This window comes from Paenibacillus sp. CMM36 (genome assembly GCF_053570945.1).
The window spans coordinates 224862-243295 of record NZ_JBSEDY010000006.1; the positions used below are offsets into that span (position 1 = coordinate 224862).

At 41.6% G+C, this 18434-nt stretch carries 5 protein-coding genes and 6 pseudogenes; all 11 read right to left on the reverse strand.

The features are described from left to right. Nucleotides 1-17: 17 nt before the first annotated feature. The 11 genes and pseudogenes from murI to ACWA2B_RS14890 all read right to left on the reverse strand — a co-directional run bounded on the left by murI (nt 18) and on the right by ACWA2B_RS14890 (nt 18425). Nucleotides 18-806 (reverse strand): glutamate racemase, encoded by a 789-nt coding sequence (murI, locus tag ACWA2B_RS14840; protein ID WP_449292338.1) that lies wholly within the window; start codon nt 804-806, stop codon nt 18-20. Between the two features lie 104 nt (nt 807-910). After that, nucleotides 911-2151 (reverse strand): annotated as a pseudogene (locus tag ACWA2B_RS14845) (YbfB/YjiJ family MFS transporter). A gap of 148 nt (nt 2152-2299) precedes the next feature. Continuing rightward, nucleotides 2300-2545 (reverse strand): annotated as a pseudogene (locus ACWA2B_RS14850) (alpha/beta fold hydrolase); the annotation flags it as partial. A gap of 248 nt (nt 2546-2793) precedes the next feature. After that, nucleotides 2794-3021 (reverse strand): annotated as a pseudogene (locus tag ACWA2B_RS14855) (transposase domain-containing protein); the annotation flags it as partial. After that, nucleotides 2931-3137, reverse strand: coding sequence for a hypothetical protein (locus ACWA2B_RS14860; RefSeq protein WP_080771912.1), 207 nt, complete (start codon nt 3135-3137; stop codon nt 2931-2933). The gene ACWA2B_RS14860 and the pseudogene ACWA2B_RS14855, both read right to left, overlap by 91 nt. Before the next feature lie 222 nt (nt 3138-3359). Beyond that, nucleotides 3360-4828, reverse strand: a pseudogene (locus ACWA2B_RS14865) (IS5 family transposase). A gap of 288 nt (nt 4829-5116) precedes the next feature. Next, nucleotides 5117-5503 (reverse strand): annotated as a pseudogene (locus ACWA2B_RS14870) (SDR family NAD(P)-dependent oxidoreductase); the annotation flags it as partial. A 130-nt stretch (nt 5504-5633) separates the two neighbouring features. Beyond that, nucleotides 5634-6364, reverse strand: a pseudogene (locus ACWA2B_RS14875) (IS5 family transposase); the annotation flags it as partial. Between the two features lie 148 nt (nt 6365-6512). Then, nucleotides 6513-7265, reverse strand: a complete 753-nt coding sequence (locus tag ACWA2B_RS14880) for a carbohydrate-binding protein (RefSeq protein ID WP_029515254.1) — start codon at nt 7263-7265, stop codon at nt 6513-6515. 304 nt (nt 7266-7569) lie between these two features. Further along, nucleotides 7570-8292 carry a thioesterase II family protein gene (locus ACWA2B_RS14885; protein ID WP_025721395.1) on the reverse strand — a complete coding sequence of 241 codons (723 nt, stop codon included), beginning with the start codon at nt 8290-8292 and terminating at the stop codon, nt 7570-7572. A gap of 23 nt (nt 8293-8315) precedes the next feature. Beyond that, on the reverse strand, nt 8316-18425 hold the full coding sequence (locus tag ACWA2B_RS14890; RefSeq protein WP_165146412.1) for a non-ribosomal peptide synthetase: 10110 nt from the start codon (nt 18423-18425) through the stop codon (nt 8316-8318). Between the last annotated feature and the right edge of the window lie 9 nt (nt 18426-18434).

Below are 18434 nucleotides of genomic sequence, written 5' to 3' on the forward strand. Positions count from 1 at the left end.
ATAAAATCTCAGACTTTTCAATTATATTCGTTAATAGCATCCAATCTTTTGAACAGTTTATTAAACTCTTTTAATTTAGCCTTATCCTCGACTTTGACTCCTGAACAATAGAAAGAAATATTACCGTTGCCTCCATCTAAAGAACTCATTTCTTCCAGTACTTTTTTTAGATTTTTTGCAGTACCATTATTTCCATCAATTATATTAACATCCGATGAAAATAATTTTCTAAATACATCTTTATAGTAAGAAAAGTGAGTACATCCTAAAACAATAGTTTCATACTTACTTAAATCATATATAGATAATTGTTCTTGAAGATAAGGCAGCACTATTTGCTCGTTAAACTCAAAACTTTCTGCAAACTGAACTAATTTCGGAAGAGGTAATAAATCAACAACATGTTCGTTATCTAATTTAGTAATAAGATTTTGAAGTCTTTCTTCCCTTATAGTCAAAGCAGTAGCAGTTACTAAAACTCGTTTATCTATATTTTTTTTTGTTTTAACAGCTGGTTTTACGGCAGACTCCATACCAATGATTGGAATACTGTATTTTGCCCTTATTTCTTCGATTGCTGCGCTTGTGGCAGTATTACAAGCAATCACTATCGCTTTTACTTTTTGCTGGCTAATAAATTCTATAGCATCTAAAACATACTTTTTAACTTCATCTTTCGTTTTGTGCCCATATGGAACATTTATTGTATCTGCGTAATACATATAATCTTCATTAGGTAAAACTTTTAATGTATCATGCAATACAGTAATGCCTCCAATACCAGAATCAAAAAAACCTATTTGCATTTCTATTCCTCCAATAAAGGAATCAATTTATATATCTATCGGTTAATTCAAAATTAATTCACCAATTCCATTTGTATCTGGTTCCAATGTAAATTACCTAGGAACTAACTAAGCTCTTGATCAGGATGAATACGAGCATGGTTCAAATTTCCTATCGCTCCTTTTTGACTTGAAATGACTGCACCGGATAGCAATATTATAGCAGCAACAACAAGCACCAAAGCGGCAAGAAGTAGTGATAGGTTGTAGCTATGCGCCATTTCCAACACGATTCCGGCTCCGATTGGACCGAGTATTTGACCTATGCCATAAAATCCTGTCATCAAAGCAATTGCTCTATTACCACTGGATGGTCTAGACGTACGAGCCGCGGCGAGAGCAAGCATGGAAATGCCCATAAAAGTGCCTCCAAAAAGGACAGATCCTAACGTCACGCCGAATATATTGGGAAGCCATACCGGCAGTATGACCCCAACAGCCTGCAGGATAAGCGCAATAATCAATGGTTTGATGTAACCGACTTTACTCGCCCACCAGGACCAGATCACTGTTGATGGTACCGCCGCTATCCCAACGATAATCCAGCTAAAGTCAGCAAAAATCGACATATGAGGCATTTGCTTAACCATTGCTACAAGAAACGTCGCGCTTACAATATAACCTAACCCCTCGAGTCCATAAGCAATAAGTAGCCAGCCGAAAATAGATGGATTTTCCGCTGATGAACTCAGGGATTCAGCATTTTGAGTTATAGGTTTCGGCTCTTTATCGTGGATAAATGACCAAACGGGTATGATAAGGATGATACTAATGATCAAAAGGCCGATCCAAGGCCCCCTCCAAGTGAAAATGCTAAGAAAAGGCGTAAGTAAACCAACTAAAACAATACCAACGCCAACTCCTCCGTAAAATATACCTACCCATTTTTCACGCTTATCTGAAAACAACGCGTCCAACACTAAACTTGATGATAGAACGAAAATAAGGCCGCTGCTAATTCCAGCAAGAAAGCGCAAAATCATCCACCATAAAAATGATGAAGGATTCCCATAAGTCCCGTTAAAATGATGCAGAGTACCAATTGCATCCGAAGATGATAGGCTCTTCGGGATCCCCAGGTTATGAAACCTGCACCAAAGGCAGCGATAAGGTAACCCAAGTTATTACTCCCTGCCAAATATCCGGATTCCGTAGCGGATAGATGAGCTTGTGATTGCATCAATGGAAGTATGGAAGTATATGAAAAACGTTCGATTCCCATTGCAATAATGAGCATAACTAAACCACCGATCATGGTCTTTGTGGAATTAAACAATTTCGCATTTTTAGCTCCTGAATTCTCCATGAGACTGACCTGTACCCTTCTAAATTCAATTTACCTCTCAATACATCAATTAATATGAACATAAATCCTAGTTAACATTAAAAAAATCAATTAATATAACAAAGAAATGACGGTAGACACCATCCGTGATTTACCAACTTTTGAATCGTCAAATTCTATTGTTTCCTAAAAAATCCAACATTAGTTCTCCAATTTCATATGCATGTGTTTCCAATTCAAAGTGCCCAGTATCTAATAAATGAATCTCGGCTTTAGGTAAATCTTTCTTAAAAGCCTCAGCACCAGCCGGAATAAAGGAAACATCATTTTCACCCCAGACTGCTAGCAAGGGCGGCTGATATTCACGGAGATACTGTTGAAACTCCGGGTACATTTTTACATTATTTTGGTAATTCTTTTTTTATATCCATTCTTAGGTAAATTCAATTTTCTTTTCAGACATCACATTGAATCTTGATAATTAGGGCTTTCTTAGCGGATCATGTTTTACGATGTTACGAGCAAATGAACGGCGAGCCTTGACAAAAACCATTGCAAAAGAGGCAAAAAGAGACCCCGAAGTCTCTTTTCAGGTTCATCACCAGCAGTTGTGTAAGCGCAAAATAGCCCCCACCTTGTTCCCAAGATGAGGGCCTGTTAGTCTTAGTTTGATTGAAATAGGCGGCACGTCAGTGGGAGCGAAGGCGACCATGGCAACAATTCGTCTAGCTCAACCGGATCTTTCGGATTCGCAAGCTGCGGAAGCTGTTCGAGCAGGTCCGTCAAATACTTGAAAGGATTTAGCCCGTTTTTCTTCGCTGTTTCAATGACACTGTAGATCGTTGCACTGGCTTTTGCTCCGTGTGGCGCATTGGAAAAAAACCATTTTTTTCAATGATAACGAGCGAATACCAGCCGCTTCCGTCCGGTGAAGAATAGACGGTCGAGTACGCAAACCACATCGCCCCGGCATCGTGTCCGCTGTCGATATGCAATTTCACCTTCAATTTGTCATTAGTCCTATTGGCGATCCGCCAACATTTTAACTTTATCTTGACTAGCTTAAACCATGCTATTAATAGTAAACAAAGTAACGAATTTCACCGATAATGTTACTTTGTTTACGGGATATCTTAACTCTGTAAACAACGTATTCAGCGTAGTGGTGCCTTTACAATGAGAGGCATCGGATAACCTTGCTAGGTAGGGCTTGCTGAACGGGTCACATTTTACAGTGGAACGAGCAAGCGGACCGCGAGTCTCAACCACAGCCATTGCAAAATAGACAAAAAGAGAACCCGAAGTCTCTTTTCGAGGTTCATCACCAGCAGTTGCAGCCCGATCACGGTCTCGCTCGTCGTCTGAAGGTGTGCTCGAATACGGCCAAACCCATAACTGCGCTTGCCTTCGCCGAACTTGCCTTCCACCGCATTGCGTGCGGCTGCATCCGTCTTGGCGATTTTCTTTTTCTCCTGCTGATCGGCTGACGGACGACCCAACTGCGGTCCGCTTAAGCGAATTCCCTCTTTGCAGAAGCGCAAGTTGTCGCGGGTTCGATAGATCTGGTCGGCCAGCACCGCTTTGGGATAATAACCAAATCTGGCGCGGTAACGCTCTACGGCGTCCTGCAATGTCTGCCCTTCGTTGTAGCTATCCCACGACAGATGCTCGCGGAAAGCGTAGCCGTTCACCACGCTAATCGCCAGCTTCTCTCCGAACTCGACGTTTGCCCTGGCTTTGCCGCGCACGATCGGTCTGACATGTGGCTGTGCGATACTGACAATCCGATCCGATATGCTGTGTGTCCGCTTGTCATACATCGTTTGCTGCTGACGATAAAGCTCTTGAATGACCAGCAGTTCCTTGTACAAACGCCGCGGCAGGCCGCTCGTCATATCGGCGAGTTCGGCGATCATGCGTAGATCACGGGAAACGAACCTGAGCTGCTTGCCGATCGCTTTTCGTATCGCGCGCGGCTTCACGCGCCGCTGCTTGGCAACCGCCAGATAGGCTTTGCGGGCACGCTCTCGGTATGTTCTGGGCTTGCGGGTCTTTCCACGTTCCGGTTCGTGCAGGATGTCGATGATCTTCTCCAGCTTTTCTCTGGCCTGATTCAGTAACGACAAATCCGTCGGGTAGGCGATATCCGCCGGCGCGCAGGTAGCGTCCAGCAGCAGTTCGCCCTCGTTCGTCAGTTCCATCTGCTGTGGCTGCGTTTCTGAAGGCTTACCGGACGCTGCGTCAGTTCCGCTGCCAGGTTCATCGTCGTCCGATGAATCATCTGACACTTGCGCGCTTCTTCCAGAGCGATCCATTCATTCACTTCATCCAGAATTTCGCCACCCAATCGCTTGCGGAAATGCGTCATGAGAGAATGATGAAACGGGCGGCGGTACCGATATTCCGGCAGACTGAGGAAGTACTGCAGATACGGGTTCTCCAGAATCTGACGAAGTGTCTCCCGATCATCGGTGCCAAGCCGCTCCTGGATGATGAGTGCGCCGAGCGCGATACGGATCGAAACGGCTTTTTGGCCCTTGAGGCTTTTCTTGAAGTTTTTCGCATACTTCTCTTCGAGCATCCACCACGGAATCATCTGGGCCAGCAGCACCCAGCGGTTATCTTCTGCGAGCTTTCCGCCGAACGGCAGAAAAAAGTCGACGGGCAGGTTCATCTGGTTCTCGGTTCGCTGATACAATCCTGACGCCTCCAAGTGCACGGTTTTTCACGGGGCTGCCCCGTTTTCCTTCGACATAAGAGGCCCTAAACCCTTGTGCCTGTTGGAGTTTTGATTCGTTCAGCAAGCCCTAGGTAAACCGTGTCCTATGGGCATCGGCGCACGTGTTTAGACTCCGATGCCGCGAGGCTCATTGTCAAGGCGAATACGTTGTTTACATGTCTTCGATGTACACGCCCTTGATAATCAAGGATTTTCTAAAAGCGAGTTGAGATAATTAACGAAAATATACGCTAAGTATTAAACGGATTAATGACCCTTTGGCGGCTCAAACATCATATTGTTTAACTGGTTCACAAAAATACCTTCGTTCGGGCCCGGGTTGTTTCGAAATACTTTCGCTTCTTCCACTAGAACCTCGTCCGCATCCGTACCAAGTACCTTCATCGTTTCATCAATGAATGATGCTAGTAGCATAGAGCTCGGATCGTTATTGAAATACGTTTGAACCCCTGGCGGCGCAATTTCCAGGATTTTCACCGATGTGTCTTTAAGCATGTACCGTTGGGATAGCGTATAGGAATGGAGCGCTGCTTTCGTCGCACTATAAACAGCAGCACCCGCCAGTGGCACGAATCCAAGTGACGAAGTCGTGTTGATAATAACCGCTTCTTCTTTGGACTTCAAATGCTCGAGTATCTACATAACTTTTCACAAATAGTATATTGTACATATTTTTTAGAGAGAATGCCTGTTTTAGAACCTTCTCTTTGTTCTTATTCAAAAATTTAATTGTACAATTCTCTAGGGCCTGTACGCAAACCTATTTGAGCCATAAACGAATTGAAAGCAGCGTCAAAAAAGCCATGAACATGTGCGCTGTTTTTTCATAGCGAGTGGCCAAGCGTCGATAGTTTTTTACTTTGTTGAAAAAGCATTCAATTAAGTGTCGCTCTTTATACGTTTCAGAATCTAACGGGCGCTTTACCCGCCGATTGCGTTTGCTTGGGATAACCGGAGTGATCGCTCGGCTTTGCAAAAGCTCCAGAATGGCATTGGTATCGTAGGCGCGATCAGCCAACACTTCGCCCGGGCAGAAGTCCAGTTCATGAAGAAGGCGATAGCCGATGACAGAATCGTGGTCTTGTCCTGGCGTCAATTCGAAACGCAGCGGATAGCCGAGCGCATCCACCATCGCATGAATTTTGGTAGTTAATCCTCCGCGCGAACGTCCGATTGCTTGCCGGTCCTGCCCCCTTTTGCGCCCGCTCCATGTTGATGGACGCGGACGATGGTGGCATCGACCATGACCTGCTCCCAATCCGGCTCGATGGCGACATGCTTCAGTATTTCACCCCAAATATTCGCTTTTTGTAGCCGCCAGAAAAAGCTGTAGGCTGAAGACCAAGGGCCATAGTAACTCGGTAAATCCCGCCATGGCGTGCCCGTTCGAGCAACCCAAAGCACGGCATTGAGCATCTGGCGCCGATCCTTGGGCGGACGTCCTCCCTGTTTTTTTCGGGCTGGGGGCAACAGGGGGTCAACTATATTCCATTCTTCATCCGTTAACTCGTATCTTCGTCTCATGTGCCTTATTTTACTAGATTTCTACGAGTTGTACAGTTTGCGTACAGGCCCTAAAAAAATCGGGCTGAAAAAACGCATTTTTCAGCCCGATTTTGCTTATCTTTTTTTAAAATCCACCTTAGTTCTTACCGCCATAGCCCTTATAAGTAGAGTAAACTGCATCTGCATATTGATTGGCCAGAATAGGACGGCCATAAGAATCTGTAGCTCCCGGATACCAGTAATCTCCTCCGTTATAGTGTAATAAGCCGTTATATATATTGCCGAATTTAATAATCTTTTCATTTAAAATCAGGGCGCCCAAGTATACCTGATCTTGTTCACTGCCGTGATTATAAGCAGGGACAAATTTTGAACTGAATTGAGATAAATAAGCATTACGTGTGTTTGGTTCTACCTGCATCAATCCGTCGCCGGCTGATGGACTGCCTGGTAAGCCTGCTCCAAAGCTGCTTTCCTTTTTGATCACAGCACTCAGCAATAAAGCAAAATCTCCGCCTTTACCGAATTTATCGCCCGCATTCATTGTGTATGTCCATATGTGGCTTGGAACTTCGGAAGGCTTTGTTACTGAAGGACCTGTTGGTGGCGTTGTTGGCGGTGTTGTAGGTGGCGTAGTTCCGCTGCCGCCTTTCTCCCATAAAGCAGGAACAATAGGTGGTTCCCAACCTACGAGGGAAGTATGTGCCTGACGACAGGTATAAGTACTTCCACTATATGTTACTGTATCATTTACTGCATAGGCAGTATTTGGTGCCCATGCTCCCCTAGCGGCTGCGCTCACCGGCAAGACTGCGCAAAAGGTGGATAAGAATACTGCTAAAACTACCAAAAGTGATGTGGCTTTAAAAGAAAACTTTTTGCTAGTCATTTTCAAACCTCCTTGTATTTTTCTTCTGATATTTTCCTGTGTTGCTCATTTTCAACATTTATCAGCACTATTTCCCCCCTTTGTTTTCACAAATACTTCAAGTTCATTCCATAATTAAAGCGCTTAAACAAATGATTACAATTCTGGTAATACAGAAACATGAAAATAATTCCAATAGGACGTAGGTTCTACTTTCTTGAAATTTTTGATTAGACTAGAAAGAGGCTAAGTCTACAGGTCATTAAAGTCAACCTAAAAACTTAGCCTCTTGATTTCATATTAAATTTTAAATAAACTTCAGTCTTCACATACCATTGTCTGCAAAGTCGATGAGACTACTATTTATTATTGCTGCTACATCCTTTTTGTAATCGTGTATAAAAAAATGATCCCCGTCAAACATATGAATTTTACAACTTTTGGACGTATAATCATGCCATTTTGCAACGTCAAAAATAGTGGCTCCCTTTTCTCTTTTTCCCCACAATACACTTATATCGCAGTCAAGCTTAGCGTTTTTTTCAATGTGCCTGTATGTGTCAGTAATTCTAAAATCCGCTCTGAGTATCGGTAAAAACAACTCCATTAATTCATTGCTTTTCAGAACCTCTTTGGGCGTGCCTCCCAGCTTAAATACCTCATCCACAAACTCCTTATCCGGCAAATCATAGAGTACCTTCTTCTTACTTACAAAACCCGGAGGATATCTGCCGGAAATAAACATATGGACAGGATATGGATGTCCGAGCTCCTTTATTCTATAGGCAAGTTCATATACAAGTACACTGCCCATACTGTGGCCAAACAACGCATAAGGTTGTTCTTCAAGGTTGCTTATGATAATACGGTGTATATCTTCAAGCGCTTCCTCAACACTTCCGTAAAACGGTTCACCAATCCTGCTGCCTCTTCCCGCAAGCTCAATCGGGAAAAGCTCAATCCTATCATGCAAGTATTGTTCCCAATATTTATATACTGCTGCAGAACCTCCTGCATACGGCAGACAAAACAATTTAATCTTATCCATTATATCTACCCCTTATATCTGAACTATTGGTTGATCTCTTCCAATATTTCTTTAATAATAGCCGCATTTTTATCTATATATCCTGTACTTAACATATCAAAATGACTGCCAAATCCGTTATATACTTTGAACTCTCCCGTTGTTGCCTCTCTCCATCCTTCACATAAATCAGCTTCACCTTCATTGTCTTGCTGCTGTGATATAATAAGATGGATATTGGAGTTTATCTGTCCCGAGTTTATAACACTTCTAGTGTATTTATGATAATTTCTCATTCTTTCAATGGCCTTTTCAATAACTGCCTGGTTATCTCCAAACATGCCTTTTATAAGTTTCTCATTTTCTTCTATAAATTCTTTATCCTGTTGCTCAGCAAGTTTCTTAGCATCTTCGCTTTCTTCCTCAATAAGGACAAATGATTTAGCCGAATCCAGAAAGATTATATCGGATACATGATGTCCAGTTTCAATTAATACTTTAGCAACTTCAAATGCCAGATTACCTCCTGCCGAGTAACCAAATAGAATATATGGGCCCTCGGGTTTGACAGAAGTAATTGCCTTCACATACTCCTCCATCCTGCTCTCATTTTCTATAAAGTCAAAGGAATATATGGAATAAGCATTCATTTGTTTTGATAAACTACCATAAGCTATTCCATTTCCTCCTCCTGGAGGGAATGCAAACATAAGACTCTCCATTGCTGAATTAAAATGAATTGCCGGACTTGGTGTAATATAATCATTGGCGTACGTATTGTGTATAAAACGGGCAATTTCCTTTATGGTTGGGGCCATATAAAAGTCTTTTAGTGGTACCTCAACATTTAACTGTTCATAAATTCTGCTTATAAGGGATATTGCCTTCAGTGAGTATCCTCCCAGTTCAAAGAAGTTATCATTCACACCAATTTTTTGTACTCCAAGGGCATCATGCCACAGCAGTGCAAGCTTCTCCTCAACTTCACCGCAAGGCTCTACATACTCTACTGATGTAGCTAAAGTACCGTCATTTTGGGGTAAATTATTCCGATCTATTTTGCCATTGGCTGTCAAAGGCAGCTTTTCCAGCTGAACAAAGTATTGTGGTATCATGTAATCGGGAAGTTCTTTTAAGAGAAGCGCCCTTAAATCTGATATTGTAAATTCACTTTCCCCTGCTATATAAGCACACAAATACTTGTTGCCCTCCTGGTCTGTCTTTGCAATTACCGCAGCTTCTTTTATTGAAGGATGCTTTAATAGCTGCACTTCTATTTCCCCAAGCTCTATCCTAAAGCCCCTAATCTTTACCTGATGGTCTACTCTGCCTATAAATTCGATGTTTCCGTCAGGAAGCCACCTTCCAAGATCACCGGTACGATACATTCTTTCTCCAGAGCTGAAAGGATTAGCTACAAATTTTTCCGTAGTCAATTCAAGTTTGTTCAAATAGCCTTTTGCCAGCCCATCTCCAGATATATATATTTCACCAGTTGTATTAACCGGTAAGATATTCATGTCTTCATTAAGTATATATATCTTATAATTCTGCAATGGCATACCTATAGGTATACTTGTTAGATTTCTCACCTTCTCACGGCTTAAATGGTAATAAGTTGAATCTACGCAGCATTCTGTTGGACCATAAACGTTTGTTATAGTAGGGTTATTATCTTTAAACCGATCATAGAAACCTTGTATACCTTTACATGAAAGTTCTTCCCCTCCGATAATAAACTGCATAACTGAAAGACTTTCGCCAGGACTGGCAGTATCTGTTAAAAGCTTTATATGTGCTGGTGTTCCGTCTGAAACAACAATTGAATTCCTGTTATAGTACTTTAGAAGGCCCTCACCATCTAGCCTTGTATCCTCAGGAACTATAAACAGCGTATGGCCAAGGAGAGAAGCCGCAAATATTTGTTTTACAGATGCGTCAAAAAAGTAAGGGGACACAAGGGCAACATTTAAATAATTATCATAATTTTCATAGACAAGCTTTCTTAGTCCATAAACCAAGTTAACTACACTTCGATGCTCTATCATTGAACCCTTCGGAACTCCAGTAGATCCCGATGTATAAATGATATAAGCTAAGTCCTCTGGTTTATTTATTTTATCAAGGTTTTCAGCACTTCCAATGTATATTTCAGGGGAATCAAGCAGTAATATATTACCGTAAAACTCTGCTTTATCCGCTAAATGTGATTGCGTCAACAGCATAGTTGCATTACTATCTTCCAGTATTTTTTTTATTCTTAGTTCAGGAAGTTTGGTTGAAATTGGTAAATATACACCTCCTGCTTTTAAAATTCCCAGTATTCCAACCTGCATATCTACGGATCTTTCTACCATTATTCCAACTATGCTGTTTTGCTTTACACCATTACTTCTTAGTGCTCTGGCAAGCTGATTTGCCTTTTCATTGAGCTGCCTGTAGGTTAATTGCTTGTCCTCAAACACTACAGCTACATTATCAGGTGTCCTTTCCACTTGGTCTTGGAACAGCTCATGTAGAGTCTTATCCCTAGGGTATTCTGCCTTTGTATCATTAAAACTATTTAGTATTTGCTGTTTTTCATCCTGAGATAGTATATTTATTTCGGACAGCATCTTTTCGGGGTAAGCTGTGATCTCTTCCAGTACATTGATGAAATGGACCCCAAGTTTTTCTATTGTCTCTTTCTTAAACAGACGAGTAGCATACTTTAACCCAAATACAATATTATTCTGGGTCTCTTGGGCGTTTAGGGTCAAATCAAATTTGGACGCCCTGAACTCATTATCATAGGGCATGAACCTTAGCCCATTCATCTTAAATTCTGATGCCTCTTTATTTTGCAAGACAAACATAGTATCAAACAGCGGATTTCTGCTCAAATCCCGCTTAATGCTAAGCTTCTCCACAAGTTCCTCAAATGGGTAATCCTGGTTTTCATAAGCCCTTAGAGCGTTTTCTTTTACTACCATCAAAAACTCGCTGAAATTCTTTTTACCTTGAGGGTAATTCCTCATAGCTAGGGTATTGACAAACATGCCTATGATGTCCTGCAAATCTGTATGTGGCCTTCCTGCTATAGGGCTTCCAATTACGACATCTTCCTGTCCGGTGTATTTGAAAAGAAGCACATTGTATGAAGCTAGAAGCACCATATACAGTGTTGCTCCATGATCCACGGCAAGCTTGTTCAGTTTATGTGCAAGTTCCCGGCCTGTTTCAAAACTGACCATATCGCCTTCAAAACTCTGTATAGCCGGCCTTGGGTAGTCTACCGGCATATCAAGTACTGGTATTTCTCCCCTAAATGCCTGGAGCCAGTATTCTTCTTGTTTACTGATTGTGCCGTCAGCAAACAATTTATTCTGCCATACGGAATAGTCCTTGTACTGAATCTGAAGTGCTGGAAGATTCATTCCTTCATACAAGCTTATGAATTCTCTTACCAGTATTTCATCCGACACCCCGTCAGATATGATATGGTGTTTATCAAGCATCATGACATGCCTGTCTTCTCTAATTTTTACGAGCCCTGCTCTTAGTAAAGGAGCCTTGCCAAGGTCAAATGGCCTTATGAATTCATTTGCTGCTTCTGAGGCTTTTTCTTCGCCGGTTTCCATGTACATGATACTAAATTCCACCTCATCATGGACCTTCTGCACCGGTTCACCATCTACCATATGGAAGGAGGTCCGGAAAGCCTCATGCCTTTTTACCAGCTGATCTAAGGCTTTCTCAAAACGTTCTATATCAATACTGCCTTCTAACAACATAAACTCTGGCATATTGTATACCACCCTTGCTCCTTCAAGCTGATTTAATATATACAGCCTTCTTTGGGAAGACGACATAGGATAGTATTCCATTTCTCCAGTGGGCTGGATAGATTGATAAATACTCTCTTGGGCTTCCTGGATGTACTTGGCAATTTCTGCAATTGTCGGCAGCTTGAATATCTCCTTAAGAGATATATTTACATTGAACTCTTTGTGAATTTTGGCTGCAAAGTTTATTGCTTTTAATGAGTGCCCCCCAAGCACAAAGAAATTATCATTTCTCCCTATTTTCTCAATCCCCAGGATATCCTGCCACAATTGTACAAGCTTCTCTTCCACTTCACCTGAAGGTGCTTCATACTCTACTCCAGTATTTAAATGAGCAGCAGGGTGGGGCAAGTTCTTCCGGTCTATCTTACCATTGGCTGTCAAAGGCATTTCATCCAGCTGCATGAAGTATGCCGGGATCATATACTCGGGCAATTCTTTTGAAAGGCATTCCCTTAGTTCAGTTATTGTCAGTTCATTTTCCCCAACGAAATATGCACACAGATCCTTGTTCTTCTGTTGGTCTTCCTTTACAATAACCACAGCTTCTTTTATTGAAGCATGTCTTAATAGCTGAGCCTCTATTTCTCCAAGTTCTATTCTAAATCCCCTTATCTTTACCTGGTGGTCCATCCTGCCTAAAAATTCTATATTCCCGTCAGGCAGCCATCTTGCCAAGTCCCCAGTACGATACATTCTTTCTCCCTTTATAAACGGGTTAGATACAAATCTTTCTGCAGTAAGCCCCGTCTTGTTTAAATAGCCTTTGGCAAGACCATCCCCAGATATATATAATTCCCCAGCGATACCTATAGGATTTACTTCTAATTTCTTACCAAGTATGAATGCTCTGGTGTTTGGCAAAGGACGGCCTATGGGGATATTATCCAATCTACTAAGCCCCGCCGCAGTAATCAAATATTCCGTAGAATCCACACAGCATTCGGTAGGACCATAAACATTTGTGATGCAAGGTTGCACATCCTCAAATCTGCTTAGGAAGTCTTTTACTGCATCAAATGGAAGAACATCTCCGCCTATAATAAAATGTCTCACTTTTAGGTTATTATCTATAGGAGGAGAATTTAACATCATATTTACGTGTATGGGCGTTCCATCCGAAATATCAATCCTATTTTCACTATAGAAGTCCAGCAGCTTTTTACCGTCTTTCCTTGCTTCCTCCGGTACAATGTACAATGCATGCCCCATTAGCAGTGCTGCGAAAATCTGCTGCACCGAAGCATCAAAAACATAAGGGGCAATGAGGCAAACATTCAACGGTGATTCATATTTGCTATATATTCTCTGGAACAGACCCTCTACCAGGTTTAATACACTCTTATTATCAATGCAAACACCTTTAGGGTTTCCCGTTGAGCCAGAGGTATAGATGATGTACGCTGTATCACCAGGCTTATTTATACATTTTATATTCACATCGTTTATAAAATTATAATCATAATCAGATAAATCAATAATCTCACCATCGAAATCATCACGATCCATAAGATGATTTTGGGTGAGTAAAATTTTGGCCTTGCTGTCCTCCATCATATACCTTTTTCTTTCCAATGGATAATTAGGATCTACAGGAAGGTACGCCCCCCCAGCCTTGATTACTGACATTATACCTATAACCATTTCAGGCGAGCGGTCCACCATTATGCCTACAATATCATCAGGCTTTACTCCCTTTTCTCTTAATGCCCTGGCCAATTGGTTTGCCTTTTGATTCAGTTCTCGGTAGGTTAATTGTTTACCTTCAAAAACCACTGCAATATGATCAGGAGTCTTTTTCACTTGCTCCTCAAACATTTGGTGTATGGTTTTATCCAGGGGATATTCGAGAGCAGTATCGTTAAAGCTGTATAATACTTGCTGTTTTTCTTCCTGTGATAACATTTCGATTTCATAAAGCCTTTTTTCGGGGTATGCTGCAATTTCTTCCAGCAAATTGATGTAATGAGCCCCAAGTCTTTCAACTGTTTCTTTCTTAAACAGTCTTGTACAGTATTCGAGTTCAAAGGCTATACCATCCTCAGTCTCAAATGCATTTAAGGTGATGTCAAATTTTGATATTCTGCCTTCTATCCGTTTGTTGTACGGCTTGAAGCTTAGATCAGACGTTATGAGCTCTGCTTTTCCAACATTGTATATGGCAAACATGGTATCAAAGAGGGGATTCCTGCTCATATCCCTCCTTATGTCCAGCTTATCCACTAATTCTTCAAACTGATAGTCCTGATTGTCGTATGCTTTCAAAGCATTTTCTTTAACTTCTTTCAAGAATTCAATAAAAGTCTTTTCTCCTTGCGGGTGATTTCTCATGGCCAGAGTGTTTACAAACATACCTATGATGTCTTGAAGGTCAGCATGAGGCCTTCCAGCTATAGGACTTCCCACAATAATATCTTCCTGTCCAGTGTATCTAGATAACAGCACATTGTATGCAGCAAGAAGCGTCATATATAATGTAGCTCCATTGTCTGATCCAAGCTTGTTAAGTCTAACCGCAAGCTCGCTATCAGCTTCAAAGCTGATGTAGTCTCCTTCAAAGCTTTGTACTGCGGGTCTTGGGTAGTCGGTGGATAAATCCAGCACAGGGATCTCTCCCTGAAAGGTCTGGAGCCAGAATTCCTCCTGCTTACTTATGGCAGCTCCTGCAAACAATTCCCTCTGCCAAACTGAGTAGTCCTTGTACTGTATACGCAGTGGAGGAAGTATTTTCCCTTCATATAAGCTTATAAACTCTCTTACCAGTATGTCGTTGGACACTCCATCCGATATGATATGATGCATGTCAAACACCATAATATGTCTGGCTTCTCCAATCTTTACAAGTCCAACTCTTAATAGTGGAGCCTTTCCAAGGTCAAAGGGCCTTATGAATTTCTCCACTATTTCGGGAACCTTCTCTTCACTGGTTTCCAGGTACATGATACTTAGGTCCGCCTTGTCATGGACTTTCTGAGACAGCTCTTCCTCGATCATATGGAAGGAGGTTCGAAAGCTCTCATGCCTTTCTATCAGACTATGAAAAGCCTGCTCAAAACGTGCTTTATCAACAGTACCTTCCAGCAATATTATGCCAGGTATATTGTAGGCGATTCCAGCTCCTTCAAGCTGGTTTAATATATATAGTCTTTTCTGGGCGGATGACATGGGATAATATTCCATATCCCCAGCACGTTGAATGGACTGATATAGGCTCTCCTTTGAGTCTTCAATGTAGCTGGCAATTTCTAAGATGGTTGGTGTCTTGAATATTTCCTTAAGAGGTATGTCTACATTGAACTCTTTGTGAATTCTTGCTACAAGGCTTGTTGCCTTTAACGAGTGTCCTCCGAGCATAAAGAAGTTATCATTTCTTCCTACCTTCTCTATTCCAAGGATGTCCTGCCACAGCAGCGCAAGCCTTTCCTCCACTTCACCTGAAGGCGCTGCATACTCTGTTCCTGTATTTATTCTTCCATCAGGCAGCGGCAGCGCCTTTCTGTCCAATTTTCCATTTATGGTTAACGGTACTTTTGCTATCCTCATAAAATAGGATGGAATCATATAATCGGGCAGCTCTTTAGATATAAGCTCCCTTATTTCGGTCACTGTCACTTCTCGGTCAGACACTATATAAGCGCAAAGATACCTGCCTACACTTGAATCCTCCCGGTCAATGACCACCGCCTCATTTATATCAGCATGCTTCAAAAGGGCTGCTTCTATTTCCTCAAGCTCGATTCTATACCCTCTTATTTTAACCTGGTGGTCTTTTCTGCCGGCAAATGCAATATTCCCGTCAGGAAGCCACTTTGCAAGATCTCCTGTTTTATACATCAGTTCTCCAGGCATAAATGGGTTCGGTACAAACTTTTCCCTGGTAAGTTCCGGTTTTTTCAAGTATCCTCTCGCCAATCCTGCCCCGGAAACACAGAGTTCACCCTCAACACCTATGGGCTTAAGATTATTGTTTTCATCAACTATAAACACCCGGGTATTGGTAATAGGTTTACCAATAGGTACCGACTTATCGGCCGTCTCACAATCATCTGCTTTCCATACCGTTGCACATACGGTTGTCTCAGTAGGTCCATAAGCATTTATATATGAAATCCTGTTGCTCCATTTCTTTAAAAGTTCGGGAGTGGAAGCCGAACCTGCTGCAATTACCTTCTTTAAGGAAGTTACTTTTTCCGGGTCCAGATTTGCCAGATACGGAGGTGGTAAAGTAGCAATAGTTATCTCATTTTCATTTAGGTATTCTTCAAATCTTCGATAGTCATTGATAATATCGCTTGAAGATATATATAGTGTTGCTCCTGCCAATAGTCCCATAAATATTTCCCAAACTGCAGCGTCGAATGAAATTGATGCAAATTGAATAATCCTATCGCTTTCACTTACATTTAAGCGGGTCTTGAAAAACGCCTCCAGATTTGCTACCCCTTTATGTTCTACCATAACCCCTTTAGGTTTTCCTGTAGACCCAGATGTATAAATGATATATGCCAAATTTTGCGGTGAACATACCACTTCCAGGTTCATAGGGTTTCCGGCATAAAGGCTTTCATCTTCTATGTCTATATACTTCCCGTAAAACTCCACTTTCTCCAGGAATTGCTTTTGGGAAATCAGCCCCCCTATCTCGCTGTCCTCGAGTAAATATTCGATTCTTGCCTTAGGGTAGTCAGGATCTATAGGCATATATGCCCCTCCGGCTTTAAGTATGCCAAATATACCTATGACCATCTCCAGTGAGCGTTCTACCATAATACCCACTATGCTGTCTGGTTTAACTCCCTTATCCCTCAACACTCTTGCAAGCTGATTTGACTTCTCATTGAGTTCCCTATAGGTTAGCTGCTTACCCTCAAACACCACTGCCGCATTGTCAGGTGTCTTCACCGCTTGTTCCTCAAATAGTTGGTGAATGGTCTTTTCCCTGTGGTATTCCTCCGTTGTATTATTGAAGCAGTGTACTATTTCTTTCTTTTCCACTTCGGTGAGTATATCAATATTCCTAATATGCATATCGGGACTATCGGTTACAATTTCTATTACCGACTGAAAATGTCCCTTGATTTTTTCTATGAAATTACCATCATATACCAGTGAGTTGTAACTGAATTTAATAGATAATTCCTTACCGCCATCAACGAGTATCCCAAAATCATAATTCGTCTGCTCGAATATTTCCATTCCAACTACATTTAAAATGCCATTACTGGATGAAGCATTAACCGCTTCATCCATAGGGTAATTTTCAAAAGCCATAACATGATGTATCAAGGCATCTTTCAAGCATGTTTTTGACTGCACATCCGCCAGAGGATAGAAACTGTACCGGTCAGATTCAAGCACCGATTGCTGCATCTCTTTGATCAGTTCGGTAAAAGTTTTATCCTCATCACAACTCACCCTTACTGCAACGGTATTTATAAATAAACCCACCATGCTCTCAATTCCCTGTATTTCATGAGGCCTTCCCGATACCACCTCACCAAACACCACATCATCGGTATTGTTATACCGCTGTAATAATATCCCCCATATGGTCTTTATAATGGTACTCATGGTTGTATTGTTTTTGGCTGCAAACTTCTCAAGATCGCTAGTTATTTGTTCAGATATTTTAAACTCCGTTTCTTCAATCCTGAAATCATCACTTGCAGACTTGCCGTTTTGGGGAAGGACTGTCTGATGCTCGTAACCTTTAAGATAGGTTTCCCAGTAATCTGCGGCCTCGTTCTGATTTCTGCCTTCCAACCATTTGATATAGCGGCTGTAAGGATATACCTTTCCTGACTCCGGCTCCCGGCTATTCATCAGGGCTTCATAGTTTTCCATAAATTCTCTAAATATATTTGCGAGACTCCACCCATCAATAATGATGTGATGAAAGCTCCATACCATGTTATAAGATTGGTAGCCTGTTTTAATTACACTTAATCTTGTTAAAATATCCCTTGATAAGTCAAAGCCCTTTTTTCTGTCTTTAACCCTGTATTCTTCTATATACCTATCCCTTAGTTCTTCGGCAAGGGAGGTAATATCCTCATAGCTGACAGACAGCTTTCTTTCCTTCATGACTACTTGTAAGGGCTTGGCTACATTTTCATACAAAAAAATTGTTCTCAAAGCGTCATACTTTTCAATAATGATATTAACGCTCTTTTCAACACAATCAATGTCCAGGATGCCTTTTATAGAAAGTGATATCTGCTCAAAGTAGGCGTCTGAATTTTTATCCATCATATAGTGGTACAATATCCCTTGCTGCATAGGAGTGAGCCGGTACATATCTTTTATGTTTTGTTTCTTCAAATCACTCATAAGTACTCC